Source organism: Hyphomonas sp., from assembly GCF_022844445.1.
GTDB lineage: Bacteria > Pseudomonadota > Alphaproteobacteria > Caulobacterales > Hyphomonadaceae > Hyphomonas.
Genome location: NZ_JALHLS010000010.1, coordinates 47,374 through 70,324, shown reverse-complemented (window position 1 = coordinate 70,324; position 22,951 = coordinate 47,374). Strand labels below are relative to the sequence as shown.

Here is a 22,951-nt window from a genome sequence, read left to right as displayed (position 1 = left end):
GCGCCTTAAGGCTTGCGCGTCGCCGCGTCGAGGATTTCCCGCACAGCCGGGGCGACTGTGACTTCCGTGGCAGGCGGCTTCAACCGAGACAGGTCGCCGCCGTCCTGCGACAGGGCCGTCAACATCTTGTGGCCGCGAAGGCGCTGCAGCAGGCCGTCAGTGCCGCGCGGCGTATCGGCCGAGGCAAAGCGCCCGCCGCCGAGATCGACGCGCAGACCTTCGCCCTTTCCGGCTTCCAGCAGCCGTATGGCCTCGTCGAGGCCCACTGCAGGAACCATATTCAATGACAGCGAAGCGCGCAGCGTGTTGCCTTCGGCCATCACGCGTCCTCCGCGCCGGCGGACGGCATCAGCTTCCGGCAGCGGCTCAGCGCGCGGTACAGGTCGCCCGCCACTACATCGGCAGAAATCTGCAGCACATCGTCATGCGCATCCGGCATTTCGGCCAGCAGGCCCGCCAGCGCATCCGCGGTCTGCGTGTAGAGTGGCCCGTCCACTTCGCCGAGCAGGTACATCTGCATCACGGCGAAATAGGCGCGCCCGGCCGGGGTCGCGGCATCGGCGGGTTTCAGAATGTCTTTTTCGCGAAGCACGCGCGCCTGCGTCTCGAGCAGCAGCACACCGCGCCGGTCACCGTTGCGCACAACCGCGCCGTTCACCACGAAGGTTTCGCCGGGCTTGAGGGAGAGTTTGAGTGGCATACTGCGCTGAACCTCGTCCTGCGGACTGTCCCAAGTTCGCACACAGGCGTTAACGCTTGATTGCCATCGGTTTACCGACCCGATGGGTCCACTAGGGACCAATTGGGCAGTATCGATAACAGGTCCGGGGAGGGTGCCATGCGCCCGTCTCAGGAGGGCATTGGATCATAAGTCCTGCACAATCCCGGGCACCCCGACATGTAGCCGGATCGATCGGAGAAGGTGCGGCGCGTGTCTGAAGCTTGAGCCTCTGTGGCGCAGCGCATGGCGAGTTCCGTATACCACGACGGACCCCTCCCCTTAAGTGAATTCGATGTTGCATTGCAGCGCTTTCCTATAGGTCAGCGCTTGCCCGACAGCGGGCGGGCTTTATGGTGACCCCGTAAGATTTCAGAGGGATTAGGGCCGATGCGCTTCGAAGGCACCAGCAATTATGTGGCAACTGACGACCTGCGGGTCGCCGTCAACGCGGCGATCTCGCTAGAGCGCCCGCTGCTGATCAAGGGGGAGCCGGGCACCGGCAAGACCGTGCTGGCCATTGAGGTCGCAAAGTCCCTTGGCCTCGAGCTGATCGAATGGCACATCAAGTCCACCACCAAGGCCAACCAGGGGCTTTACGAGTATGACGCGGTGTCGCGCCTGCGCGACGGACAGATGGGCGAAGAGCGCGCCAAGGACGTCAAGAACTACATCAAGAAGGGCAAGCTCTGGGAGGCCTTTACCTCCAAGAAGCGCCCCGTTCTGCTGATCGACGAGATCGACAAGGCCGACATCGAATTCCCGAACGACCTCCTGCAGGAACTCGACCGGATGGAGTTCTTTGTCTACGAGACCAACGAGACCGTGAAGGCGAAGGTCCGCCCGATCGTCATCATTACCTCCAACAATGAGAAAGAACTGCCGGACGCGTTCCTGCGCCGCTGCTTCTTCCACTTCATCAAGTTCCCGGACGAGCCGACGATGCGCGCCATCATCGATGTCCACTTCCCGGGCATCAAGAAGAAGCTCGTCGGCGACGCGCTCTCGACCTTCTACGCCATGCGCGAACTGCCGGGCGTGAAGAAGAAGCCGTCAACCTCCGAGCTGCTCGACTGGTTGAAGCTTCTGATGAACGAAGACATCGACCTCGAGACGATGCGCGAGAAGAACCCCGAAGCTCTCACCCCGCCGCTGCACGGCGCGCTCCTGAAAAACGAGCAGGACGTAGCCCTCTTCGAACGCCTCGCCTTCCTCTCCCGGCGCACCGACGGAGGCAGCTCGGGTGGCGGTCGCCGCGGCCCGGCAGGCTGAACCCGGGACGCCCCTATCTGATCAGAAAGCCGGAGCCAGCGCTCCGGCTTTTTTCTGTCTGCGGCGCGATCCGGCTCCTGAGGCGTTCCGCATCGCGGAAACGCAGCAGCGAGCTATTCCATGTTCGTGTCAGTCTACCGGCGGCATGTTCATCCGGGTAAGGAGAACCCGTTTCGCGCGGCCTGGGCCCGGGGCACCGGTCTCGTCCGCGACAGCTACGGCTCGCGCTTGCCCTGCGCGGCGGGCGGCTGCGTTGTAGGCTCTGCCGAATGGCCCGGCCGCAAAACCCGGCAGCGCGCGTTTGACCGTAAGGCGGCGCAAGACGACCGGGCAACCCGCGAAGCATTTCAGGACGCCATCTCCGATATCCCGGCCGGCAATGACGCGATCTTCTCGATGGACGTGACGGACGACCTCTCGATGCGCAGCCGCGCAGTATAGAAAGCCTCACTTATCCGAGCGCCGCATCATGCGAACTGGCGGCGCCCGCAAAGTTCACGTCCTCGCGGCTCTTCAGAAAGTCCGCCATCTTCGTCTTGTCGGTGCGCTCGTCCCACCAGGTCTTCCAGGCAACAAAGCCCCATCCCGCATGAAAGCCCAGCCCGCAGAGGATTGCGAACCAGCCCGGGATCGGCCCGATATGCGCGCGGCGGAAGAATTGGTCCCACGAGGTCACATCCACGGGATGGATCGCGATCTTGGCGAAATACGCCGCACCGAGAATGGCAAAGATAAAACCGTAATTGCGCCGAAGCCTGCGCCCGATGCAGCGGATCATCGAGATGCGGTATTCCGGCTTCTCGTAATCGTCCGACAGCGCCGTGCCCCGGTCGAGTTGGATCTTAGCACCCTCGCCGCGCAGGATCGGCACCATGAAGGCAATCTCCAGCACCCGCGCGCGGAACCGCCAGACATAGAAAAACCGATAGCGCCGCGCCTCCAGCATCAGGAAGACGATGCACAGCATGCCAACCAGCACGATGGGAAACGGCGAAGCCCGCTCATTCGCAAACGCCACCGATAGCCCAATGCCGGTCGAGATCACCGCCCAGTTGGTCGTCTGGTCCAGCCGCTGGCGCCAGACCGTCGAACGGTAGACCTCCGCACGGTAGAGATGCGACAGCGCCGTCACTTCCGACGGGCCGCACAGACCCTCCTGCGGAAGAACCACCTGGTCGGCGTCGGTTTCGTCCATCGTATCCATCGAACCGCTATGACTCAAACAGGCCGCCGCGGAAAGTCCCGGCGCCTAATTCGGGCAATAGCCGAGGCTCATCACAGGCGCGTATCCCTCCAGCGCCTGCCGCACGTGACTGGTATCGCCGCTGCCATCGCCGGCGCGGATGTCGCTCGCGAGCGCGCCGGCACCACCGGTGATCCGCGCGCGCCACAGTTGGTAGATCAGCGCGTCCGGCACAGCGGTTAAGCCCACCGCGCGGTCAAAGTCGGCCAGCATGCAATCGCGCATCATCTGCTCGGACAGTACATGGCCGAAATCGCCGCGCTCGAAATCCTGAAACGACACCTTGGCGCTCTTCGCCGGCGCCCCCGCGAGATCGAACATGATTTGCACCAGCCGCGCCCGCTGCTTGGCGTCCGGCGCCAGCGCAATCGCCGCGCCCATGATCTCCGGCCGCCCCATATGCAGCGGCGCAAGGCCCGCCCGCGCCCGCTCCAGGAAGCCTTCCCAGCCATATTCGCGGATCGCAGTCTCGGCCGCCCCGCGCACATAGTCGGCGCTCTCCACCTCCGCGCCGGTCCCGCCCAGCCGGGCGTCCCAGACAGCCTTCGCCTTCGGGTCGGTCAGCTTCAGCGTCAGCGGGGCGAACAGTGGCTTCACCCGGTCCAGCTTCTTCTCTGGCAGGTCCTGCGCCGCCGTCCACGCCGCCTCCAGCATGCAAGCGGCCTCGCCCTGCCCCGCCGGGCAGGCACCCTGCGCCAGAACCGCCGGCGCCATCAGGCCCGCCACCAGAAAAAGGAAACCCGCCCGTATCATGCTGCCTTCCCTAGCGAGGCGCCTCTGAACACAGGATGACTGTCTCAAATCCCGCGAAGTTTTCGCTGCGTCAGCTTGGACACGCGCCCATATGCGGGTTATCCTCAATTCCGAAACAGTACGGATGACCCCGATGTTCCTGAATTTCTTCAATGAACTGCGCGCCGCCAAAGTCCCGGTGACGCTCAAGGAATACCTGACCCTCATGGAGGCGATGGACAAACAGGTCATCAAGATGGAGGTCGAGGAGTTCTATTACCTCGCCCGCGCCGCCCTGGTGAAGGACGAGCGCAACATCGACAAATTCGACCGCGTCTTCTCGCATGTCTTCAAGGGTCTCGACACGCTCGCCGACGCGGTGAACGTGCAAGATCTGCCCGAAGAGTGGCTGAAGAAGATGACGGAGAAATTCCTCACGCCCGAGGAGATGGCCGAGATCGAAGCCATGGGCGGGTTCGAGAAGCTAATGGAGACGCTGAAGCAGCGTCTCGAAGAGCAGAAGAAGCGCCACGAGGGCGGCAACAAGATGATCGGCACCGGCGGCACCTCGCCATTCGGCGCCAATGGCTACAATCCCGAAGGCGTGCGTATCGGACAGGACAAGTCGCGCCACCGCCGCGCCGTGAAGGTCTGGGACAAGCGCGAGTTCAAGAATTACGACGACAAGGTCGAACTCGGTACACGGAACATCAAGATCGCCATGAAGCGCCTGCGCAAATGGGCCCGAAAGGGTGCGCAGGACGAATTGGACCTTGATCAGACGATCCGCAATACCGCCCGCAAGGGTTACCTCGACATCGAGATGCGCGCCGAGAAGCGAAACACCGTTTCCGTGCTCCTGTTGCTCGATGTCGGCGGCTCGATGGACCCTTATGTCCGGATCATGGAGGAGCTGTTCTCCGCCGCGAAATCCGAGATCAAGAACCTCGAGTACTATTACTTTCACAACTGCCCCTATGAGGGCCTGTGGAAGGACAACCGCCGCAGGATGAACAACCGCATCCCGACCTGGGATGTGCTGAACAAGTATCCGTCGGAGTACAAGGTCATCGTCGTCGGTGACGCCACAATGAGTCCTTACGAGATCACCTATCCGGGCGGCTCGGTCGAACACTGGAACGAGGAGCCCGGCGGCATCTGGATCCAGCGCTTCGTCCAGCGCTATCCGCATCTCGTATGGCTCAACCCGACCAAGGAAGGCGCCTGGGAATACACCGGCTCCATCAAACTCGTCCGAGAGCTGATCGGCGAACAACGCATGTTCGAGATGACCCTGGGCGGACTGGACGAGGCGATGAAAGAGCTGAGCCGGTAGGCGAAATAGCGAAATCTATCCGGGCACGGTGTTGCCAGGCGGCGACGGTCTGACCAAAAAGCAGCGCTGCGAGATCAATGTACACCTCGCCGCCATCAATTCGACTAACGAGCGCCGGTTCTGCCTACGGACCAACCACATCCTGGCGACGCCTTGTAGGCAGGCTCTGCCCCGTTATTCGGGGCTTATGGACGCGTCAAAGCTTGTCGGTGGCCGGATGAATTCGAAATAGTATTCTTCCGCTGCCTCCCATTTGCGCTGCCAGGGCGTGATGGTTCCTTCCCGCGCCACCAGCCGCGATTCGCGCAAGGCTTCGTCCGCGCGCAGCATTACCTTCACATCGATCAGGTCTTCCAGCTCCGGCCGGCTCGCATACACGCCTTCAAGAATCAGGATGGGACGGGGTGACAACACCGTCGGCTCCTCACAGACCCGTCCGTCGAAGGTGTCCCAGTCGAACGCATGCCAGGAAGCCTCCTGCCCCGCGCGCAAGGCCTCCAGCACGCGACGCTGCTGCTGCCAGTCGATGCAGAGCTTTACCAGCTCAACCGGCGGCTCCTTGCGCACCTCAGTTCCGCCCGTGTAGAAATCGTCGCCTTCGATCACCGCCGCGTCCAGGATTTCGGCGAGCGCCGCCGCCAGCGTGGTCTTGCCCGAGGCGCTGCGCCCATCGAGCGCCACCGTGAACGGACGGTCGAGGCCCGCCGCGCGCGCCTTCAGCATCTCTGCGAGGGTTTCGGCATCCGTGAAACGTTGGGGCATTCCGGTTCTCCCGCCTGCGGCTTGCCAGTATGCTTATACTGGCTTGGCGCGCTTATAAATCCGCCACAGCGCAAAGCCGCCAATGCCAATCCAAAGCACATTTATCGCCACTGACGGGATCGCCCCGTGATAACCGCTGTTGAGGATGAACCCTGCCGCGCCGATCACGTTCATCCACTGGTACATGGGGCTGTTGCCGTGCATTTTTCCGGCAGACAGCAGGACATAGGCGCCGAGGATCAGGCTCGCGCCGATCCAGCCGGCCGCTTCAATCAGGAAAAGTGTGAGTGTCATGCGCGGGCCTGTATCCCGGTCCGCGCCCCCCGGCAATCAGCTTGCGTCGTGCCGGGCGGCCCATTCGGCCCGCGTCATCTCCCAGACAAGGCTCGCCCGCGTCGTCCCGTCCGGCCGCACGCTGGTCACTTCGCCCAGCCGCCGGAAGCCCAGCCCGTCGAGCATCCGCTGCGTCGCCACATTGTCCAGCGAAGCCGTTTCGCAGATCAGGTCCAGCCCCAGCGTGTCGTACATCCAGGCAAAGCTGAGGCCCGCACCGCGCCCGCCGGCGCCCTGACGGTGCAGCGAGGGATGCAGCGCCCCGCCCAGCTCCCCGGCGCCCCAGTGCGGCCAGACCTGCACGTCCGAGTAGCCGAGGATCCGCCCATCCTCCCCCTCGCGAACGAACAGGAGGCCGATGCCCGTCTCGCGCTCCGCAAGATGGTGGTCGATGAACGCCGCCACCGTCTCCCGGGTCAGCGGCCGGGGCAGTGAATAGATAGGCGCAAACACTTTCGGATCGGCCAGCAGCGCATACAGCCCCGCTGCATCCTCCGGCCGCGCCAGCCGCGACTCGCCCATTTGCGTCGCGCCGCGCACCGCTGCGCGGATCGCTTCGGCTTTTTCCGTCGCTGCGGGATTGCGCGTAAGGGGCAGGTCTCCGGCCATGCCTATCCTTGCGCCCGCTGACGCAGTGGAACGCAAGAGCCTTCCGCCGGATTTGCCCGGCAGCCGCCCGATTGACTATTTATTTTTAAATTATTAGAAATATTTATAGAAACTGAAATATAAACCGTCTGCTGACACATCCGCATCCGGCCCGGCCCGATTGACGCCGACTGGCGCGACAACCAAGGGTACTGGATGATTCCCGCCTCCCCGCGTCCGCCTGGAAAGAATGCCTTCCTGTTCGTGGTGGTCGCGGTGGCCATCAACATGCTGTCTTTCGGCCTCGTCATGCCCATCATGCCGGCCCTGCTGGCCGAGCTGACGGACCAACCCATCGAGATCGCCATCAAGTCCAACGGCTGGCTGGCCGTGGTCTTCGCCGTCGCCAATTTCCTCGCCATGCCGCTGCTCGGCGGGCTGTCGGACCGGTTCGGCCGCCGCCCCATCCTGCTCATCTCCATCGCCATGCTCGGCGTGGATATGGTCATCCTCGGCCTTGCCCCCACGCTCGGCATCCTCTTCCTCGGCAGGGCGCTGGCCGGCTTCTTCTCCGGTACGGTCTCGGTTGCCAACGCCTATGTCGCCGATGTCACCGCGCCGGAAGACCGTGGCCGCGCCTTCGGCATGCTCGGGGCCGCCTTCGGCTTTGGTTTCATCCTCGGGCCTGTCTTCGGCGGCCTCCTCGGCGAGATCCACACCCGCCTGCCCTTCTTTGTCGCTGCCGGCTTTGCGGGCCTCAACTTCCTCTATGGCTACTTCGTGCTGCCCGAGAGCCTCGCCCGCGAGAACCGGCGCGACTTCAGCCTCGCGCGCACAAACCCCTTCGGCGCCATCAAACACTTCGCGAAACTCCCACGCGTCGCCTGGTTCATCATCACCATCGGCGTCTTCCAGATCGCTCACTCGGTCTACCCGACCACCTGGAACTATCACGGCGCCTCGCGCTATGGCTGGTCGGAATGGGAAATCGGCATCTCGCTCGGCGCTGTCGGTCTCGGCTCGGCGTTGTCGCAGGCAGTATTGTCCGGCTGGCTGATCAAACGCCTCGGCGCCATGCGCGCTGCCATGCTCGGGCTAGGCACCCACGTCCTCGCGATGATCGGCTTTGCCTTCGCTATCCATCCCTGGATGGCCTTCGCGATGATTGCCGTCTCAGCCGCCGGCGGCGTCGTCATGCCGGCAATCAACACGATTACCGCCAACCTTACGCCGATGAACGCGCAGGGCGAACTGCAGGGCGCTCAGTCCTCGATCATGGCCTTCACGCTGATATTCAGCCCGGTGCTGATGACGCAGGTCTTCTCAGCCTACACCGCGCCCGGCGCGCCCGTGCATTTCGCCGGTGCCGCGTTCCTGCTCGCCGCCCTCATCGCGGCGCTCGCAATGATCCCGTTCGTGCTCGGCGTGCGCGCCAACCGTGACGCCGTCGCGGTGGTTGCTCCGCTGGCGGAGTAAAAGAGGGGCGCCGGTCGAAGATAGCAGCCGCCGCAACCGTCAGCTTGGCTTTTCTTCATCAGGGCGCCTGCATACGCGGCGAGACTTCCGCCGCCGATGACGCCGTCAAGAAAGCTCTGCACCTGGACCCTGATTGCCGCGTCGCCGAGCAGCGGGCCAAGTCCGGCGGCATTTGCGCAAAAATGCGCGACCAGGCCGCCGATGCCGCCGCCCCGAGTCAGCCGGTCCACAATTGGCCCGGGGACGGCGCCGCCGAGCGCGCGGGCGACAGGCGGAATGGACTGTTCCACCTGGGTTCCTGCCTGCCTGTCCCTGCGCAAAGGCTGATCCTGCCTTCACGCAGGCGAGCTTCGCGCCGCGTTTACGCGGCGCCCATCCTCTTCGCCCCCGCGGCGAGGATTGCAGCGCGCGCCGGCTTCGGCCAAGAGGGGGCCATGAGCCTTCACAAGCCTGCCCTCTTCCTTGACCGTGACGGTGTCATCAACCTCGACAAGGGCTATGTCAGCCGCATTGAGGATTTCGAGTTCATCGAAGGCGCCGCCGAGACAATTGCCGCCTTCAATGCACGCGGCTGGTATGTCTTCGTGGTCACCAACCAGTCCGGGATCGCCCGCAATTACTATAGCGAGGCCGACATGCATGCCCTTCACACCTGGATGGAGGTGCGCCTCGCGGAGGCCGGCGCGCACATCGACCGGATCTATCACTGCCCCTATCACGAAGAGGGTGAAAACCCCCTCTATCGGCGTGACAGTTTCGACCGCAAGCCGAAGCCCGGCATGCTGCTGCGCGCGATGGCGGATTTTCCGGTGAAACGCGAGTCGAGCTTTCTGATCGGTGACAAGGAGGCCGACCTGGAAGCCGCCCGCGCCGCCGGGGTCGCCGGCTTCCTATTCACGGGCGGAAACCTCGCCACCTTCGCTGAATGGACGCTCGCCGGCTTCGAGGATGGCCACCGGGGCTGACTTGGCCGCTCATTTCTCAAGCGCGCCGCGCCGGGAAATGCAGATGTCGACTCTATCCAAAATCGGGAACCCCGGACGACGCGCGCCGTCCTGCGCCTCGCCCTGATCGGCGTCAACGCGCCGCCGCCACGAGATTGATCGCGGTGACGCCGTTGCGCCCGGTGGCACTGTCGCTGACATACATGGTGGCGAATGCCGCAAACGGCTTCGGCGACGTCAGCGCGCACCAGACATGGTCGGCGTCCTTGGTCAGCAGGTCGGTCGAGCGTTCCGGCGCAATCGCCTCCGCGCTCCACATCGCCCCGCCTTTCGGCGCCAGCTTCAGTTCAGCGTCATACTTTGCCAGCTGGTTTCCCGCCCTGTCATGGCAGCGGATCGTCACTTCCACCGGCTCGGCGGAAGGATTGACGGCGGAGAAGCCAAATTTCGTGTAGTAAGGTTTGTCATCCACTTTGTAGACAACCCCGCTCACCCGGCTGTCATGGTTCTGCAGCATCGGCGACACCCAATAGGTCGCAAGATCCCCACCGGAGAAATCCTGCACGGCCGCAGCAACTACCTCCGGCATTTTCACATCCACCACCTGCGTCGTCGGCTTAGCCTCGATGATCTTCAACGGCGCGGACGGATCCTCGGCCAGCGCGGCGCCGGAAGAGATCGCCAATCCTGTTGCAAACACTGCAGCGATACTGGTTCTGCGCATATGTGGTCTCCGAGTCTTGGGACAAATGCTACTGCATCACGGCCTGCCGCTCTACCCGGCCTTGCCATTCCCCGCGTCGACAGGTTTCAAAGTCTTCGGATCCAGCCCGCCCATCCGGCAAACCTCCCTCCACTCTGCCGCCGCCACCGGTTGCACCGACAGACGGAACGAGGTCACCAGGCTCATCTCCGCCAGCTTCGGATTCTCCTTCACCGCCTTCAGCGTCACCGGTTTCGGCATCGGCGCCAGCGCCTTCACGGTCACGCAGTCCCAGCGTACATCATCCGTAGTCGGATCCGGCGCCGATAGCGCGCAGACTTCCACGATACCGACCACGGCAAGGCCTTCATTCGAATGGTAGAAGAAAGCCCTATCGCCCAGCTTCATAGCGCGCATGTGGTTGCGCGCCGTATAATTTCGCACGCCGGACCACATCTCACCCACTTCGCCCTTCGCCACCTGCTGGTCCCAGCTCCAGGCGTCGGGTTCCGATTTCAAAAGCCAGTACTGCATCAGCCCTTGGCTTCCTCGCGGATCGCGGCGGCGTGCGACTCGGCAATCCCGAGTCGCGCGGCGAGCCGCCCGAGGAAGCCGGTTTCCTCCACTGTCGGATCACCCGTCACCACACAGGCCGCCGCATAAAGCTGCGCAGCATGGTTGGGCGACAGCGCACCGGCCGCAATCTTGTCCAGCGTCTCGGCTTCGGGGCGCGTATTCTCGAGGATCGCCCGGTCCTTGCCTCCAAGGCCAGCTTCCTTCAGCGCGCTGTCGATCACCACCTTCTCCGCCTCGTCCAGAACCCCGTCCGCCCAGGCCGCCGCGACGATCGTGCGCACCAGCGCCTCGGCAAATTCCGGCTCAGCCTTCTTCGCGGTCACATAGCCCAGCTGCGCGGGCTCCACGTTCGCGTCCGCCTTCCGCCCCTGAGATTTCATCCAGGCGTGATAGGCCAGCGCGCCGAGGCCCGCGACCGCGCCCGTCTTCGCCGTGCCGCCGATGAACTTGCGTCCGCCCTTCGTGCCGAGCAGCATCGCCGTGATCAGGGCGCCGGCGCCAGCCGCCGCGATCTGCGTGCTGCGGTCGGTTTTCAGTTTCTCCAGCGCCGCCTCTCCAAGGTCGCGCCCCTTCTTCATCTTGCCTTGAAGGTCATATTCCTTCGCCGCCTGTTTCGCCTGCTTCTGGAGGTCGAGGAGGATCTTCTGGAAGTCCATGGCGTGTCTCACTTTCCTATGGATGGGTGCCGGTGTGTCGGGATGTAGGGTATCGAAAGCGCGCCGGAAAGGTCAGATCGACTCGGCTAGCGCCAAACGCACAAGCCGAGCGTAATGCGGCCAGCCCTTGTAGCCTGCGAGCACCGGATCAATCCCGTCCCAGGCAACACGAAACGCGTCGGCATGTCCCGGCCCGGCGAGCGCGGCGCGCAGCGGATCGATCGTCACCCGGATGGTAAACACGACGGCCCCCGAGATCGGCAGTTTCGAAATCGTCTGCCGCTCGACCCGAAACCACAGCGCATCGAGCGCACCTTCGGCAGGCAGCTGCGCGGCAATTTCCTTGAACGGCGCCTGGCTCGGTGTGAAGCGCGCCGTCCCCGGCTGGACCGTCCAGTTGAACCGTTCCAATACCTGACCCGGCTGGACCGCATCGAACATCCGGTGAATGCGGCTAACCATTCCCGGGTTCGCCCCCGGCACCGGACCGTGCAGTCCGCCGAGCGGCTCGCCGAGCTTGTCCACAAGCCGCCAGAAGGTCGGAGCGCACAGACTCGCTGCCTCCAGCCGCCAGAGACCTTCACCGTCTTTCATCAGTATACAGAGATCATCCGACACCGCACTCGCCGCCGCTTCCAGCGCGCTCGGCCATTCTCCGTGCCCCGGGCCGGCGACAGCGTGAACGGCCGAAGAGAGCTCCAACGCCGCCATCTCGCTGCCATCCCGCGCGCCGTAAACCTCGCTTCGGTGATCCCGCATCACGCGGCGCTTTTCTGGCAGCCAGCTACCCGCCTCGGTGTCCGGCGTCAGCCACGCCTCCGGCGCAATCGGCTTCAGTCCAGGCGCGAGACTGAGCGGTCCGCTGAGGAAAGGCAGATAGGGGGGCGTGCGCATGAAGCCTCACGCAACGCGCGCCGAACCCCAGCTGACGAAGCCGGCGATCTTCGGCGTGTTCGGCAGGTACATCGTCTCGGTGTCTTCACAGGCAAAGCCGCATTCATGCAGCATGCCGGTCGTGTTCCGCGTCAGGTGGCAACCGCCCGCAATCGCTTTCCACACGGGCTCCACCCGGCGCTGCCACTTGGCGATGCCTTCATCCGGCGCCAGGCCATGTTCGGTGAACAACACCTTTCCACCCGGCTTCAGCACGCGGCGTGTTTCGGCCAGCGCGCTTTTCCAGTCCGGAATCGTGCAGAGCACGAAAGTGATCATTGCCGTATCGACCGATTTGTCCGGGAGCGGGATATTTTCGGCGCCCGTCTCCAGGAACTCGATACTTTTGCCGATGCCAAGCTCGCCAGCAGTCCGCTTCGCCTTGACGATCATGCCTGGCGCCGGCTCCAGCGCATAGAGTTTTGACACCTTGCCCGCATCATACATGGCGAAGTTCGTGCCCGAGCCGCAACCGAGCTCCAACACCACGCCGTCCGCCTTCGGAACAACCTTCGCGCGCTGCTTCATGATCGGGCGCGAGGAACACGCGCACGAGATCAGGTTCGGAACAACATACCGCTCCCAGGGATTCATCAGTTCGATCCTTTGATCGGCTGGAAGCCCGGATAGGCACCGCTCTGAATCTTCGACTTCGTCGCCTCACTTGGGCGGGCGATCAGGGCGTCCTGTGAAATCGAGACTTCATACTCGAACCCGTCGCCCATCGGCTGGTAGGTCGCCGAGCCATACTCGGCATCGATGCCGAAGCGCGAGCCATACTTCTGCGCCATCGCGCCGACATCGAGGCCCGGCTCATCGGTGACGATCTTTAGCCCGTCGATCTTGCCTTCAGTCACCACATCGGAAGAAAACTGCATCGCATCCAGCGAGCGCATATGCTCCAGCCGGTAGATCGAATCATAGCCGAGGATATTGGCCATTGGCTTGAACTTGATGACCTTGGCACCGATCTGCCATTCATTGCCGCGGAACACGGGCGCCGTGCCATCCGCCTGCAGCAGAACCTCGCCATCCGAGAAGACAACGTCTGCCCGGTAGGCGTCGGCCTGGTCCGGCATGGCGGTGAATTTTACGGTGGCGACCGGGCGCTCATAGGTAAGGCGCTTGTAGGTCTGGATATTGAGGCCCGCGAAGGCGATCACGCCGGCAAGGCCGAGAAAGCCCGATCCGAAGGCCAGGCGCGCAACCCCGGCGAAGGGCTTCAGCCCCGCCATCTTCGCGAAGCCCGCGAACAAGAGAATCAGGCCCAGAACACCCGCAATCGACGGCAAAATCCACCAGATAAGGCTCATCCCTTTTCTCCCAGTTGGCACGCATGCAGATGCGGCCCGTCAACCCACCTTGGCGCTTATATCAGCCCTTTGCGGCGGAATTAGCAACCATGCGCAGAGGATGCTGCGTTTGTCTCAACCCGTCCAGCCCAGCGCCCCAGCGGCTTTCCACCCGACATAGACCGCCACGATGACAATTAGGATAGCAAAGGCAGAACGCGCCACACGCACCCGGGTTGCCAGCGCCCGCGACAGGAGGATGCCGAGGCTCCCTCCCACCGCCCCGCCGGCAAGCAGCAAGCCCACCAGCGGGAAGTCCACTTCGCCGTGGACCGCGTAATTTGCCGCTGTCGCCGCCCCGAAGACCGCGACCGAGACCAGCGAGGACGCCACCGCATTCGCCAGCGTCATGCCGGTAGCCATCATCAGGCCGGGCACGATGAGGAAACCGCCGCCGATGCCAAAGAAGCCGGCCGCGCCGCCGACACCGAGGCCCATCGGCGCGATGCGCGCCATGATTTTCGGCGTGATGTGCACATCCGGGTCGCCTTCGCTTTTGGGGCGGCGCAGCATCGACAGGCCGATCGCCGCCATCGCGAAGGCAAAGGCGAACAAGAGGACGTCACCGTCCACGCGCAGCGCCAGTGTCGAACCGATCAGTGAACCGATGATTCCGGCGACCGCGAAAACGGTGGCGCAAGGCCATTTCACACGCCCCGCACGCCAGTGGCCGGTGAGGCTGACGAGCGCGATGGCCGCGACGGCTGCTGCGGATGTGCCGATCGCAAGGTGCGGATCGGTGACGCCGACAGCATACAGCAGCAGCGGCGCGGCCAGCACCGAGCCCCCGCCCCCGAACGTACCGAGGAAAAGGCCGATGACGGCGCCGCTGAGCAGCGCGGTCAGGATCACGGAGGTGGTGAGTTCGATCATGCGCCCGGCTTACCTGGCGCTGCCGGCGACCGGTAGTCCGGCCCGCTTCCAGGCATCAAGCCCGCCTTCGAGCACGAGCGCATCACCGTCAACGCGCTCAGCGAGGCGGTCGCAGTTCATCTCGGTCCGCATGCCCGACTTGCAGTGGAACACCGCCGTGCGGCCGGCTTCGATCTTCACGTCGGCAGCTTCGAGGCTCGACAGGGGAATGAGCACAGCGCCGGGAATGTGTTCACGTGCGTGCTCATCCGCCTCGCGGATATCGATCAGGTGATACCGTCCCGTCTTCAGGCCTTCAGCAACGGCGGCGGCTTTGATTTTTGTCAGTGTACTCATGCTTTCACTCCTCAGGGCAGAAGATCGCTGCCAGCGTTTCGATGACGCGGAGCGCGGAGGGGTCCGCTATCCGGTAGAAGATGTTCAGGCCCGCCCGGCGCGTGGCGACGAGGCCGTCTTCCCGCAGCACGGCAAGGTGCTGCGACAGGGCCGATTGCGACAACGTGGTTCCGGCCAGCAGGTCACCGGCTGACAGTTCCCCGTTGCCGAGGCGGCAGAGGATCATCAGGCGGTGCTCGCTGGACATGGTCCGAAGCAGCCTGGCAGCATCTCCGGCACGATCGCGGAACAAGGCGGGATCAAGGTTCATCTGTTTCATGGCTTCAATATATTAGGTATTGCTAATTTAGCAAGCCATTATATATAACAGCCACAACATTGAAAGGAGACGCCCCTTGGCGAACCTCAAGGCTTTCTTCGACGTTGCCACAAATACGGTAACGTATCTGGTCTGGGACCCAGCCACTCGGGCCGCGGCGATCATCGATCCGGTGCTGGATTTTGAGCCCAATACCGGCCGCCTCAGCACTGCCTCGGCAGACGCCGTTACGGATGCGGCGGTAGAGGAGGGTCTGAGGATCGACTGGATCCTCGACACGCATGCGCATGCAGACCACCTTTCCGGCGCCGATTACCTGCGCCGCAAAACCGGCGCGAAACTCGGCATCGGGGCTCACATCACCCAGGTGCAGAAAGCCTTCCTGCCCTTGTTCGGCGCAAGCGCCGACTCCCCGGACGGGCATGTGTTCGACGTGTTGTTGAACGACGGCGACACACTCCCGCTCGGCGATCTCGAGATTGGCGTCCTGCATACGCCCGGCCATACGCCGGCCTGCGTGACTTACCTGATCGATGGCATGGCCTTCGTCGGCGACACGCTGTTCATGCCGGACTATGGCACCGCTCGCGCCGATTTTCCGGGCGGGGACGCTGCGACGCTCTACAGGTCCATCCGCAAGATCCTGACCCTGCCGCCGGAGACGCGGATTTTTGTCGGTCATGATTACCTGCCGCAGTCCCGCGACACCTTTTCTTGGGAGACGACAGTGGCCGAGGAGCGCGCCCGGAACGTCCACGTGCGCGACGGCGTGAGCGAAGACGACTTCGTGGAAATGCGGGAAGCGCGGGACAAAACGCTGGCTGCGCCGCGCCTCATCCTGCCGTCGTTGCAGGTCAATATCCGCGCGGGGGCGCTGCCTCCGGCGGAGGCAGACGGGCAGGTGTACCTCAAGGTTCCCGTGAACCGGCTCGGAGCTGCATAGCTCCCCTGCCCGCTTCTCGCGGCGTACCCCCTGCCCGGGCCGGGAAAAGACTGATAGGGCCGAAGCATGTCTTTGCGTGACTTCGGCCTTCTGTTTCTTATCTGCTTCGTGTGGGGCGTGAACCTCGTGTTGACACGCTGGGTCGTGTCCGATTTCAGCGTGCCGCCGCTGTTCTTTGCGGCGATCCGTTTTCTCGGCGTGGCAGTGTTCCTGATTCCGTTCCTTCGGCCTGTGCCGAAGAATCTCGGCACGCTGTTCCTGATCGCCATGCTGATCGGCTGCCTGAACTTTGGCCTGTTGTTCGTGGGCCTCGCAAACGCGGATGTCTCGGCGGCGGCCGTGACCGGGCAACTCGGCGTGCCGATGTCGACGATCATGAGCATGGTCTTCCTCGGCGAGAAGATTGGCTGGCGCCGCGCCCTTGGCATTTCGCTCGCCTTCGCAGGCGTCGTCGTCATAGCGTTCGACCCGACTTCCTTCAGCCTCTCCTTCGGCCTGCTGCTGATCTTCTTCGCCGCCGTGCTCGGTTCGGCCGGCGGGATCGTGATGAAACGCATGCCGGAGATGAACCCGCTGAACCTATCTGCCTGGGTAGGTCTGTTCAGCTTCGCGCCCCTGTTCGCGATCTCTGCCATTCTCGAGACAGGACAGGTTGAAGCCTATATGGCAGGCGGCTGGCAGGTTTGGCTGGCCAGCCTGTTCGCGATTGTCGGCGTGTCGATCTTTGCGCACTCGGCCTTCTATACCCTGCTTAAGCGTCACGATGTTTCGCTCCTCTCGCCCCTGACCCTGATGACGCCGCTCTGGGGCGTCCTCTTCGGCGTAACCCTGCTAAACGAGCCTTTCACCTGGAAACTGGTCATCGGCGGGGCGGTTTCGCTCGCCGGGGTCTTCCTCATTGCAGTCAGGCCGAATACCGTGTTGCCGGAAGCGGCCCTCGGGAAGAAGTTCGCTTCGGGAGATTCCTGATGCGCCTCGACGAGACGCCGAGCCCCAATCACGATGAGCGCCGGTTCAAGGTGGACCTTCTGGTGCTCCATTATACCGGCATGGAATCTGGCCAGGCGGCGCTTGATCGGATGCGGGACCCGGAAGCGAAGGTTTCGGCGCACTATATGGTGTGGGAAGACGGCCGGGTGTCCCGGCTGGTCAGCGAGGACCGGCGAGCCTGGCATGCGGGTGTTTCGAGCTGGAACGGCGATGATGACCTCAACTCTCGGTCGGTCGGCATCGAGATCGTCAATGGCGGCCATGATTGCCCCCTTCCCGGCGGCGGCCTGCCACCCTATCCGGCAGACCAGATTTCGGCGGTGATCGACCTGTCGAAACAGATCGTGCAGCGCCATGGGATTCCTCCGGTTCGCATTGTCGGCCATTCCGACATCGCACCCCTGCGCAAAATTGATCCGGGCGAGCATTTTCCCTGGGAACAGCTCGCAGAAGCCGGCCTCGGCCTCTGGCCGTCGGAAGCGACCGGCGCGGGATGCGTCTGGATGGGCGGCGATCCAGGCGGACTGAACCGGCAACTGGCCTCCATCGGCTACGCGATCGGCGATGTGCCGGCGGCCCTTCGCGCCTTTCAGCGCCGGTTCATGCCAGACGCCGTGACCGGCATGGCGGACGCGAGAACGCTGAGGCGCCTCGCCCAGGTGGCCGACGCCTATTCGGCGGCGTCCTCGCCCCAGGCCTGAGACCATTCGGCGGCGAGCGCCGCGCCGAGCAGCAGCGACATCACCGATGCCGAGAGCCAGATGAAGCCGAGGATCAGCGACGCGAGCGCGCCGTAGAGCGTTCCGAGCACGGAATAATTCAGGTAAAGCTGGAACAGGAAGGTGACGAAGATGAAGGCGACCGCACCGGCTGCCGCGCCAGCCGCGATGGCACGGGTTCCTTTGTTGACATGGCCGCGCAAGCTGAGCGTCAGGATCAGGTAAAAGATAGCAAAGCCCGCGACCGCCTTGGAGATCCAGAGCGTGTCGGCGAGCGTCGCGATTTCACCGGCGAAGCGTGCGATCTGGTAGCCGCCTTCGGCATTCACCACCGTGACCAAGAGCTGCAGTGCGCCGAGCAGCCAGACCAGCAAAACCAGCGATCCCGTGAGAAGCAGCGAAATCCCTTGAAACTTCGCGAAGCGTGTGCGTCCGGTCGTGCCTGCGATCATCTGGATTCCGGTGATCGCAGCCTTGGCGCCGGACGTGGCGGTAATCAGCACAAGGATGACCGCTACGAAGGCGCGCAGGCTGAGACCCGCAGGAGTCAGGCTCCGTATGAGACCAACTTCGTCGGGCGAGAGGGATTCGACACTGTCACTGAAGAAATTGCTGATCGGCGTGGAGAGCTGTGCGGCGAGGTCCGGCGGCAGGAAGATCGTCAGCAGGGTCAGCGTCAGATAGATCAGCGGGAAGATCGAGAACAGCGCATAGAAGGCAATACCGCCCGTGACGATACGCACATCCGGCCGGAAGAGGCGGATGACGGCCCGCCGCGCGGGTTCGAGAATGTCGGTACGCCATTCAATCTGCATGCGGAGACCTTTCTGGCATGCGCGCGCGTTGCCCGCAAAGGACGCAGGGCGGGTTTACCGAATTGTTAGCCGGATCCCACCTGTGGCGCGCAGCTCTAGGACCTATCGGGCGCAGCGAGATGGTCAATCATATCAGTGAGCCCGCGAGGTGTGCGATTGTGGAAGCAGCGCGGCAGCGGCGGCGGGCCCGGCCCCGCGCGGGCCGACCGGCACGGCAGGGCGCAGGAAAAAAGTTGCGGTGGCGGGCGGTAAAGACCTCCGGAGCCAGGCCTTCGTGCGCTTCCCTGCACCGGTTTCCGGCGCCCGGATGGATCGCCGGGACAAGCGCGCGAACGCAGCGCGGGGCAGGCACCCTTCCCCCGCGGGTTGGGAGGGGATATAGTCATCGACGGACCAGAAAGCCGGGCGGCCGCTGGTACGCGGGTAACTGCGTGCTGGAGGAAAGTCCGGGCTCCAACAAGACAGGGCGACGGCTAACGGCCGCCCGGCGCAAGCCGAGGGAAAGTGCCACAGAAAGCAAACCACCTTGCGGCTTCAGCCAAAAGGAAAGGGTGAAAGGGTGGGGTAAGAGCCCACCGCAGGCCTGGCAACAGGGCTGGCAAGGCAAACCCCGCCCGGAGCAAGACCAAGTAGGGGGCACATATGGGCTGTCTTATGCCCGTGTCCCGGGTGTGTCGCGCGAGGCGTTCAGCAATGAACGTCCCAGAGGAATGGCTGCCAGACCCCGCAAGGGGCGAACAGAACCCGGCTTACAGGCTTTCTGGTCCACAATACGCCGCGGCGGCGCCATTGCTGATGTTCGGCGTGCATCCGGAGTTACTCACCGGACGCACGGATCCGCCAATCGACAGGCCAAAGATCGCCGCCTAGCTCGAAGACTGGATAATCGGAGCCTTCACCGGCGCTTAAGCTGGCTCAGCGCGGCGCGCAGCGCGGCGATATCGGCGTCGGTTGTGGCCCATGAGCAGACGAAGCGGCTTGAGCCGCCGGGCCAGGCATAGAAGCGGGCGCCGTCTTCCTTCAGGATGTTCTCGTCATACTCCGGAAGGAAAACAAAGACCTCATTGCCTTCGACCGGCCAGGCGAGTTCAAGACCCCTGTCCGCGAAGACGACGGCGAGTTCGCCGGCCTTTCGGTTGGCGTGGGCGGCGAGTTCCAGCCAGATACCCCCGTCGAGCATGGCTTCGGCCTGGGCGGAGAGGTAACGCATCTTGGCAGGCATGTGGCCAGCGCGCTTTGCACGTATACGGAGTTCCTGGAACCGTTCACGGGCCTTGCCGAACAGCACGATGATCTCGCAGCCCATGGCACCGGTCTTGGTGAGGCCGAGGGAGAGGACATCGACGCCGGCTTTCCAGGTCATCTCGGCGGGGCTGGCGCCGGTGCGGACAAGGGCGTTGCCGAGGCGGGCGCCGTCGAGGTGCACGGCCAGGCTTGCGGCGCGGGCGCGCTGCGCGAAGCGGGCGATCTCGTCCGGCGTGTAGGACATGCCGCATTCGGTGAGATTGGTCAGCGAGACGGCGGCGGGAGGTGTCGCGTGGACGAATTGCGGATCGAAATAGTCGAGATAGTCCTTGAACGCCTTGAAGTCGATCTTTGCGCCTTCGCCTGGCAACAGGTGGAGGCGGCCGCCGCCTGTAAAGAATTCCGGGGCGCCGCGCTCGTCCATCTGGATGTGCGCTTCATGGTGGCAGAGAATTGACGCGTGTGGCGGGCAGAAACAGGACAGCGCCAACGCATTTGCCGCAGTGCCGGAAGCGACGAGCCAGAAATCGAAGTCATCTGTCTCGAAGGTCCGTGCAAGGAGGGCGCGTACCCGGACCGCACCGGAATCGTCGCCATAGCTCGGCTCGGCGCCGCTGTTCACACGGGCAAGGGCTTCGAGAACCAGTGGGTGCGCGGGCGCGGTGGTGTCGGAACCAAAGTTCACGGGAGGCCTTTCAGACGGCAGTGTCGGGGGTTTGCCACATCAGGTGCTGGCCGCCGTCGCAGGCGATCATCTGGCCGGTTACGCTAGTGGCGGCGACGAGATAGCGAAGGGCGCGGGCGATTTCGGCGGGGCTGGCGCCTTCGCCAGTGAGGGTGGCCGCCTGCTCGGCGGCGAAGGCTTCCGGCGACTGGTGGACGTTCGCGAGCGTTGGACCGGGGCCGATGGCGTTGACGCGGATGTTGGGCGCGAGTGCCTGGGCGAGGGTTTGCGTGGCCGACCAGAGCGCGGCCTTGGACAGGGTATAGGTGAAGAATTGCGGGGTGAGTTTCCAGACGCGCTGGTCGATCAGGTTGACGATGAGGCCCTTCTCGCCGGGCGGCAGCTGCCCGGCGAATTGCTGAGCGAGGTGGACGGGCGCGCGCAGGTTCGGCTCGATATGGTGGTCCCAGTCTGCGCGGGAATGCTCCGTGGCGGTATCATCTGCGAACGTGGCGGCGGAGTTGACGAGAAGCGTGACGGGACGGCCAAGGCGGCGGGCGGCTTCGGCGAGGAGGCCGTCGCGGGAGGCTTCGTCGGCGAGGTCGGCGCTGAGGATTTCGGCGCGCCCGCCGGACCGACGGATGGCAGCGGCGGTGGCTTCGGCCTCGGCTTTCGACCCACGATAGTGGACGCACACGGCCCAGCCATCGGCACCCAGGGCCTCGGCCATCGCTCGGCCAAGGCGCGCGCCGGCGCCGGTGACAAGCGCGGCTCCAGGTGTCATCCGGCGATCACTTCGTACAGGCCGAGCAGGCTGACGCCGCCCACGAGGCCGTAGATGTACATCGCGTAGAGGAGGAGCAGAAGCAGCCCGAGAAGTCGGCCGATCTTCGCTTTGGTGAGGATCAGTAGCGCGAGCACGATCGCAGCGAAACCCATGACCCAGTGGTCATAAGCGTGGAACAGCGGCGCGAGTTCGACCGTGCCGCTCATGGCGACGATGCCGCCGGCGCCGAGGATGTTGATGATGTTGGAGCCAAGGATATTGCCGACGAGGACATCGCCGCGCTTGCGGGCAGCGGCGGCGACAGAGGCGCCAATCTCGGGCAACGAGGTGCCGACAGCGAGCAGCGTGAGGCCGATATACTCCTGCGGAACGCCGATTGCGCGGGCGAGACCGTCGGCGCCGCTGACGATCAGCGTGGAGGCATAGACGAGGCCGGCAATGCCGACCGGCACATAGATCAGCGCGCGCCAGAGGGGCGGGCCTTCGGGTTCATGTTCGCGAACACCGGTGGGCTTGCCGGCGACCTCATCGCGGCGGGCGGCAAAGAGGCTGAGGCCGGTATAGCCGATGAGCACCATCAGGAAGCAGATGCCCATCAGCGGGGTCAGCGGCATGATCGTGGTCATGCCAATCCAGAGGGCGGTGGCGAGCAAAGTAGCGAAGAGGGCGCGCACCTGCCCCGGGCCTCCGGCGAAGACCGGAAAGATCAGTGCAGGGATGGCCAGCACAAGGAAGACGTTGGCAATGCTGGAGCCGACGATGTTGCCTAAGGCGAGACCCGGGCTGCCGGAGAAGGCCGCATTGACCGAGACGACGATTTCCGGGAGCGACGTGCCGAAGCCGACGATGAAGATGCCGGCGATGAGGGGCGAGGCGCCGAGGGCGCGGGCGACGCGGACGGCGCCGCGGACGAGAAGGTCGCCGCCCAGGGCCAGAAGCAGGAGCCCGCCGACAAGGGTGGCAAGCAGGAACGGATCGGGCATGGCAGCTGCCCTCGCAGGATCAGTCGATGCGTTTGAACTCGATGAGGTTCAGGATGCCGAACACGATGACAATGGCGGCGATGGCGATGAGCGAAGGATGGATCATGACGTGTCTCTCAGCCCGAAAAGAGTGCGATTTTGCCCCCTCCTAGCGTGCGTTGACCGGCTTGGCGAGCCCAATCGGCACTCCGGGGCACATTTCCGGATCTGTTTGATCAATACACTGCCGTTGGGGAAGGCCCCATTTTCCTATCGGCGCCGGATCGTACCCGTGAGATTTACCGCGTCGGCCACCGTGTTCGAGATGGTGCCATATTTGCGGATGTTCTTGTGCAGCAGGTCGAGACGCGGGCCGGTCTCGTCCGTGTCGATGATGATCTCGTAGGAGACGGAGACCATTTTCGGCGGCGCGTCCTGGCGCTGGCCGCGCAGGCGAACTTCCGCATCGGTCAGGCTGAACCCGAGCAAGGGCGTGACACGCTCAATACCTTTCAGAATGCAGGCTGCGATGGCGGCGAGGAAGAGTTCCGCCGGGTTGAAGGCATCCGGCCGGCCGGCAAGGTCGGTATCCAGCACCAGGGTTGCCTCACCGGCGCGGGCTTCGCTGCCGTGGGCGTCAATCCTGCGGGCGGTGACCGAATATTCCAGCATGG

The 22,951-nt window shown here is 64.0% G+C and carries 29 protein-coding genes and 1 other RNA gene; 9 read left to right on the top strand and 21 right to left on the bottom strand.

What is annotated here, in order from left to right; all coding sequences use genetic code 11:
- Positions 1 to 5: 5 nt before the first annotated feature.
- Together Q0C17_RS12285 and Q0C17_RS12280 are read right to left on the bottom strand one after the other, a co-directional pair.
- Complete coding sequence (locus Q0C17_RS12285) at positions 6 to 320, bottom strand: hypothetical protein (protein ID WP_291206626.1); 315 nt, start codon at positions 318 to 320, stop codon at positions 6 to 8.
- On the bottom strand, positions 320 to 700 hold the full coding sequence (locus Q0C17_RS12280) for a flagellar biosynthesis repressor FlbT (protein ID WP_291206623.1): 381 nt from the start codon (positions 698 to 700) through the stop codon (positions 320 to 322). The genes Q0C17_RS12285 and Q0C17_RS12280 overlap by 1 nt, the downstream gene beginning before the upstream one ends.
- Positions 701 to 1,108: 408 nt before the next feature.
- On the opposite strand from Q0C17_RS12280, the gene Q0C17_RS12275 reads away from it, so the two are divergent.
- Both Q0C17_RS12275 and Q0C17_RS12270 read left to right on the top strand, forming a co-directional pair.
- Positions 1,109 to 1,990, top strand: a complete 882-nt coding sequence (locus Q0C17_RS12275; protein WP_291206620.1) for a MoxR family ATPase — start codon at positions 1,109 to 1,111, stop codon at positions 1,988 to 1,990.
- A 120-nt stretch (positions 1,991 to 2,110) separates the two neighbouring features.
- The gene (locus Q0C17_RS12270) at positions 2,111 to 2,431 is read left to right on the top strand and encodes an antibiotic biosynthesis monooxygenase (protein ID WP_291206617.1); all 321 of its coding nucleotides are present in this window, start codon (positions 2,111 to 2,113) and stop codon (positions 2,429 to 2,431) included.
- Between the two features lie 10 nt (positions 2,432 to 2,441).
- Here Q0C17_RS12270 and Q0C17_RS12265 read toward each other — a convergent pair whose 3' ends face one another.
- Together Q0C17_RS12265 and Q0C17_RS12260 are read right to left on the bottom strand one after the other, a co-directional pair.
- A complete protein-coding gene (locus Q0C17_RS12265; protein ID WP_291206614.1) occupies positions 2,442 to 3,212 on the bottom strand; it encodes a DUF2270 domain-containing protein in 771 nt (256 codons plus the stop codon).
- 27 nt (positions 3,213 to 3,239) lie between these two features.
- Positions 3,240 to 3,986 (bottom strand): hypothetical protein, encoded by a 747-nt coding sequence (locus Q0C17_RS12260; RefSeq protein ID WP_291206611.1) that lies wholly within the window; start codon positions 3,984 to 3,986, stop codon positions 3,240 to 3,242.
- A gap of 133 nt (positions 3,987 to 4,119) precedes the next feature.
- On the opposite strand from Q0C17_RS12260, the gene Q0C17_RS12255 reads away from it, so the two are divergent.
- The gene (locus tag Q0C17_RS12255; RefSeq protein ID WP_366914822.1) at positions 4,120 to 5,301 is read left to right on the top strand and encodes a VWA domain-containing protein; all 1,182 of its coding nucleotides are present in this window, start codon (positions 4,120 to 4,122) and stop codon (positions 5,299 to 5,301) included.
- 174 nt (positions 5,302 to 5,475) lie between these two features.
- Here Q0C17_RS12255 and Q0C17_RS12250 read toward each other — a convergent pair whose 3' ends face one another.
- The 3 genes from Q0C17_RS12250 to Q0C17_RS12240 are packed head-to-tail and all read right to left on the bottom strand — an operon-like array spanning position 5,476 to position 7,005.
- Positions 5,476 to 6,063, bottom strand: a complete 588-nt coding sequence (locus tag Q0C17_RS12250) for a hypothetical protein (RefSeq protein ID WP_291206605.1) — start codon at positions 6,061 to 6,063, stop codon at positions 5,476 to 5,478.
- Positions 6,064 to 6,096: 33 nt separating this feature from the next.
- A complete protein-coding gene (locus Q0C17_RS12245; protein ID WP_291206602.1) occupies positions 6,097 to 6,357 on the bottom strand; it encodes a hypothetical protein in 261 nt (86 codons plus the stop codon).
- Between the two features lie 36 nt (positions 6,358 to 6,393).
- Positions 6,394 to 7,005: a GNAT family N-acetyltransferase gene (locus Q0C17_RS12240; protein WP_291206599.1), complete on the bottom strand. Its 612-nt coding sequence runs from the start codon at positions 7,003 to 7,005 to the stop codon at positions 6,394 to 6,396.
- A 195-nt stretch (positions 7,006 to 7,200) separates the two neighbouring features.
- Between Q0C17_RS12240 and Q0C17_RS12235 the strand changes: the two genes are divergently transcribed.
- A complete protein-coding gene (locus Q0C17_RS12235; RefSeq protein WP_291206596.1) occupies positions 7,201 to 8,460 on the top strand; it encodes a TCR/Tet family MFS transporter in 1,260 nt (419 codons plus the stop codon).
- 434 nt (positions 8,461 to 8,894) lie between these two features.
- Complete coding sequence (locus Q0C17_RS12230) at positions 8,895 to 9,425, top strand: HAD family hydrolase (protein ID WP_291206593.1); 531 nt, start codon at positions 8,895 to 8,897, stop codon at positions 9,423 to 9,425.
- 112 nt (positions 9,426 to 9,537) lie between these two features.
- Here the strand turns inward: Q0C17_RS12230 and Q0C17_RS12225 are convergent, their stop codons facing one another.
- The 9 genes from Q0C17_RS12225 to Q0C17_RS12185 all read right to left on the bottom strand — a co-directional run bounded on the left by Q0C17_RS12225 (position 9,538) and on the right by Q0C17_RS12185 (position 15,152).
- Positions 9,538 to 10,128 (bottom strand): hypothetical protein, encoded by a 591-nt coding sequence (locus Q0C17_RS12225; RefSeq protein WP_291206590.1) that lies wholly within the window; start codon positions 10,126 to 10,128, stop codon positions 9,538 to 9,540.
- Between the two features lie 51 nt (positions 10,129 to 10,179).
- The gene (locus Q0C17_RS12220; RefSeq protein ID WP_291206588.1) at positions 10,180 to 10,641 is read right to left on the bottom strand and encodes an EVE domain-containing protein; all 462 of its coding nucleotides are present in this window, start codon (positions 10,639 to 10,641) and stop codon (positions 10,180 to 10,182) included.
- On the bottom strand, positions 10,641 to 11,339 hold the full coding sequence (locus Q0C17_RS12215; protein WP_291206585.1) for a DUF533 domain-containing protein: 699 nt from the start codon (positions 11,337 to 11,339) through the stop codon (positions 10,641 to 10,643). Before Q0C17_RS12215 ends, Q0C17_RS12220 begins: the two co-directional genes overlap by 1 nt.
- Before the next feature lie 72 nt (positions 11,340 to 11,411).
- Entirely contained in the window at positions 11,412 to 12,233 is an 822-nt protein-coding gene (locus tag Q0C17_RS12210) for a DUF3445 domain-containing protein (RefSeq protein ID WP_291206582.1), read from the bottom strand.
- Positions 12,234 to 12,239: 6 nt separating this feature from the next.
- Entirely contained in the window at positions 12,240 to 12,866 is a 627-nt protein-coding gene (locus Q0C17_RS12205; protein ID WP_291206579.1) for a class I SAM-dependent methyltransferase, read from the bottom strand.
- Positions 12,866 to 13,585: a hypothetical protein gene (locus Q0C17_RS12200; RefSeq protein ID WP_291206576.1), complete on the bottom strand. Its 720-nt coding sequence runs from the start codon at positions 13,583 to 13,585 to the stop codon at positions 12,866 to 12,868. The genes Q0C17_RS12205 and Q0C17_RS12200 overlap by 1 nt, the downstream gene beginning before the upstream one ends.
- A gap of 114 nt (positions 13,586 to 13,699) precedes the next feature.
- Positions 13,700 to 14,497 carry a sulfite exporter TauE/SafE family protein gene (locus Q0C17_RS12195; RefSeq protein ID WP_291206573.1) on the bottom strand — a complete coding sequence of 266 codons (798 nt, stop codon included), beginning with the start codon at positions 14,495 to 14,497 and terminating at the stop codon, positions 13,700 to 13,702.
- 9 nt (positions 14,498 to 14,506) lie between these two features.
- Positions 14,507 to 14,833 carry a rhodanese-like domain-containing protein gene (locus Q0C17_RS12190; protein WP_291206570.1) on the bottom strand — a complete coding sequence of 109 codons (327 nt, stop codon included), beginning with the start codon at positions 14,831 to 14,833 and terminating at the stop codon, positions 14,507 to 14,509.
- Positions 14,834 to 14,837: 4 nt separating this feature from the next.
- Entirely contained in the window at positions 14,838 to 15,152 is a 315-nt protein-coding gene (locus Q0C17_RS12185) for a metalloregulator ArsR/SmtB family transcription factor (protein WP_291206567.1), read from the bottom strand.
- Between the two features lie 76 nt (positions 15,153 to 15,228).
- Here Q0C17_RS12185 and Q0C17_RS12180 point away from each other — a divergent pair, with 76 nt between their 5' ends.
- The 3 genes from Q0C17_RS12180 (at position 15,229) to Q0C17_RS12170 (ending at position 17,786) form a co-directional block, all read left to right on the top strand.
- On the top strand, positions 15,229 to 16,095 hold the full coding sequence (locus Q0C17_RS12180) for an MBL fold metallo-hydrolase (RefSeq protein WP_291206565.1): 867 nt from the start codon (positions 15,229 to 15,231) through the stop codon (positions 16,093 to 16,095).
- Between the two features lie 66 nt (positions 16,096 to 16,161).
- Complete coding sequence (locus tag Q0C17_RS12175) at positions 16,162 to 17,064, top strand: DMT family transporter (RefSeq protein ID WP_291206562.1); 903 nt, start codon at positions 16,162 to 16,164, stop codon at positions 17,062 to 17,064.
- The gene (locus Q0C17_RS12170; RefSeq protein WP_291206559.1) at positions 17,064 to 17,786 is read left to right on the top strand and encodes an N-acetylmuramoyl-L-alanine amidase; all 723 of its coding nucleotides are present in this window, start codon (positions 17,064 to 17,066) and stop codon (positions 17,784 to 17,786) included. Before Q0C17_RS12175 ends, Q0C17_RS12170 begins: the two co-directional genes overlap by 1 nt.
- Here the strand turns inward: Q0C17_RS12170 and Q0C17_RS12165 are convergent.
- On the bottom strand, positions 17,756 to 18,619 hold the full coding sequence (locus Q0C17_RS12165; RefSeq protein WP_291206556.1) for a YhjD/YihY/BrkB family envelope integrity protein: 864 nt from the start codon (positions 18,617 to 18,619) through the stop codon (positions 17,756 to 17,758). The two genes, Q0C17_RS12170 and Q0C17_RS12165, sit on opposite strands and share 31 nt — an antisense overlap.
- A 393-nt stretch (positions 18,620 to 19,012) precedes the next feature.
- Here Q0C17_RS12165 and rnpB point away from each other — a divergent pair.
- An RNA gene (rnpB, locus tag Q0C17_RS12160) (RNase P RNA component class A) lies at positions 19,013 to 19,387 on the top strand.
- A gap of 127 nt (positions 19,388 to 19,514) precedes the next feature.
- Here the strand turns inward: rnpB and Q0C17_RS12155 are convergent.
- The 4 genes from Q0C17_RS12155 to Q0C17_RS12140 all read right to left on the bottom strand — a co-directional run bounded on the left by Q0C17_RS12155 (position 19,515) and on the right by Q0C17_RS12140 (position 22,949).
- Positions 19,515 to 20,549, bottom strand: a complete 1,035-nt coding sequence (locus tag Q0C17_RS12155; RefSeq protein ID WP_291206553.1) for a beta-eliminating lyase-related protein — start codon at positions 20,547 to 20,549, stop codon at positions 19,515 to 19,517.
- 10 nt (positions 20,550 to 20,559) lie between these two features.
- Positions 20,560 to 21,312, bottom strand: coding sequence for an SDR family oxidoreductase (locus Q0C17_RS12150; protein ID WP_291206550.1), 753 nt, complete (start codon positions 21,310 to 21,312; stop codon positions 20,560 to 20,562).
- Positions 21,309 to 22,298: a calcium/sodium antiporter gene (locus Q0C17_RS12145; protein ID WP_291206547.1), complete on the bottom strand. Its 990-nt coding sequence runs from the start codon at positions 22,296 to 22,298 to the stop codon at positions 21,309 to 21,311. The genes Q0C17_RS12150 and Q0C17_RS12145 overlap by 4 nt, the downstream gene beginning before the upstream one ends.
- A gap of 249 nt (positions 22,299 to 22,547) precedes the next feature.
- A complete protein-coding gene (locus Q0C17_RS12140; protein ID WP_291206544.1) occupies positions 22,548 to 22,949 on the bottom strand; it encodes an OsmC family protein in 402 nt (133 codons plus the stop codon).
- Between the last annotated feature and the right edge of the window lie 2 nt (positions 22,950 to 22,951).

Excerpts from the sequence above, each read along its gene's own strand:
- Q0C17_RS12285 (WP_291206626.1), bottom strand. The coding sequence starts at position 320 with ATGGCCGAAGGCAACACGCTGCGCGCTTCGCTGTCATTGAATATGGTT.
- Q0C17_RS12280 (WP_291206623.1), bottom strand. The coding sequence starts at position 700 with ATGCCACTCAAACTCTCCCTCAAGCCCGGCGAAACCTTCGTGGTGAAC.
- Q0C17_RS12275 (WP_291206620.1), top strand. The coding sequence starts at position 1,109 with ATGCGCTTCGAAGGCACCAGCAATTATGTGGCAACTGACGACCTGCGG.
- Q0C17_RS12270 (WP_291206617.1), top strand. The coding sequence starts at position 2,111 with ATGTTCGTGTCAGTCTACCGGCGGCATGTTCATCCGGGTAAGGAGAAC.
- Q0C17_RS12260 (WP_291206611.1), bottom strand. The coding sequence starts at position 3,986 with ATGATACGGGCGGGTTTCCTTTTTCTGGTGGCGGGCCTGATGGCGCCG.
- Q0C17_RS12255 (WP_366914822.1), top strand. The coding sequence starts at position 4,120 with ATGTTCCTGAATTTCTTCAATGAACTGCGCGCCGCCAAAGTCCCGGTG.
- Q0C17_RS12250 (WP_291206605.1), bottom strand. The coding sequence starts at position 6,063 with ATGCCCCAACGTTTCACGGATGCCGAAACCCTCGCAGAGATGCTGAAG.
- Q0C17_RS12245 (WP_291206602.1), bottom strand. The coding sequence starts at position 6,357 with ATGACACTCACACTTTTCCTGATTGAAGCGGCCGGCTGGATCGGCGCG.
- Q0C17_RS12240 (WP_291206599.1), bottom strand. The coding sequence starts at position 7,005 with ATGGCCGGAGACCTGCCCCTTACGCGCAATCCCGCAGCGACGGAAAAA.
- Q0C17_RS12235 (WP_291206596.1), top strand. The coding sequence starts at position 7,201 with ATGATTCCCGCCTCCCCGCGTCCGCCTGGAAAGAATGCCTTCCTGTTC.
- Q0C17_RS12230 (WP_291206593.1), top strand. The coding sequence starts at position 8,895 with ATGAGCCTTCACAAGCCTGCCCTCTTCCTTGACCGTGACGGTGTCATC.
- Q0C17_RS12225 (WP_291206590.1), bottom strand. The coding sequence starts at position 10,128 with ATGCGCAGAACCAGTATCGCTGCAGTGTTTGCAACAGGATTGGCGATC.
- Q0C17_RS12220 (WP_291206588.1), bottom strand. The coding sequence starts at position 10,641 with ATGCAGTACTGGCTTTTGAAATCGGAACCCGACGCCTGGAGCTGGGAC.
- Q0C17_RS12215 (WP_291206585.1), bottom strand. The coding sequence starts at position 11,339 with ATGGACTTCCAGAAGATCCTCCTCGACCTCCAGAAGCAGGCGAAACAG.
- Q0C17_RS12210 (WP_291206582.1), bottom strand. The coding sequence starts at position 12,233 with ATGCGCACGCCCCCCTATCTGCCTTTCCTCAGCGGACCGCTCAGTCTC.
- Q0C17_RS12205 (WP_291206579.1), bottom strand. The coding sequence starts at position 12,866 with ATGAATCCCTGGGAGCGGTATGTTGTTCCGAACCTGATCTCGTGCGCG.
- Q0C17_RS12200 (WP_291206576.1), bottom strand. The coding sequence starts at position 13,585 with ATGAGCCTTATCTGGTGGATTTTGCCGTCGATTGCGGGTGTTCTGGGC.
- Q0C17_RS12195 (WP_291206573.1), bottom strand. The coding sequence starts at position 14,497 with ATGATCGAACTCACCACCTCCGTGATCCTGACCGCGCTGCTCAGCGGC.
- Q0C17_RS12190 (WP_291206570.1), bottom strand. The coding sequence starts at position 14,833 with ATGAGTACACTGACAAAAATCAAAGCCGCCGCCGTTGCTGAAGGCCTG.
- Q0C17_RS12185 (WP_291206567.1), bottom strand. The coding sequence starts at position 15,152 with ATGAAACAGATGAACCTTGATCCCGCCTTGTTCCGCGATCGTGCCGGA.
- Q0C17_RS12175 (WP_291206562.1), top strand. The coding sequence starts at position 16,162 with ATGTCTTTGCGTGACTTCGGCCTTCTGTTTCTTATCTGCTTCGTGTGG.
- Q0C17_RS12170 (WP_291206559.1), top strand. The coding sequence starts at position 17,064 with ATGCGCCTCGACGAGACGCCGAGCCCCAATCACGATGAGCGCCGGTTC.
- Q0C17_RS12165 (WP_291206556.1), bottom strand. The coding sequence starts at position 18,619 with ATGCAGATTGAATGGCGTACCGACATTCTCGAACCCGCGCGGCGGGCC.
- Q0C17_RS12150 (WP_291206550.1), bottom strand. The coding sequence starts at position 21,312 with ATGACACCTGGAGCCGCGCTTGTCACCGGCGCCGGCGCGCGCCTTGGC.
- Q0C17_RS12145 (WP_291206547.1), bottom strand. The coding sequence starts at position 22,298 with ATGCCCGATCCGTTCCTGCTTGCCACCCTTGTCGGCGGGCTCCTGCTT.
- Q0C17_RS12140 (WP_291206544.1), bottom strand. The coding sequence starts at position 22,949 with ATGCTGGAATATTCGGTCACCGCCCGCAGGATTGACGCCCACGGCAGC.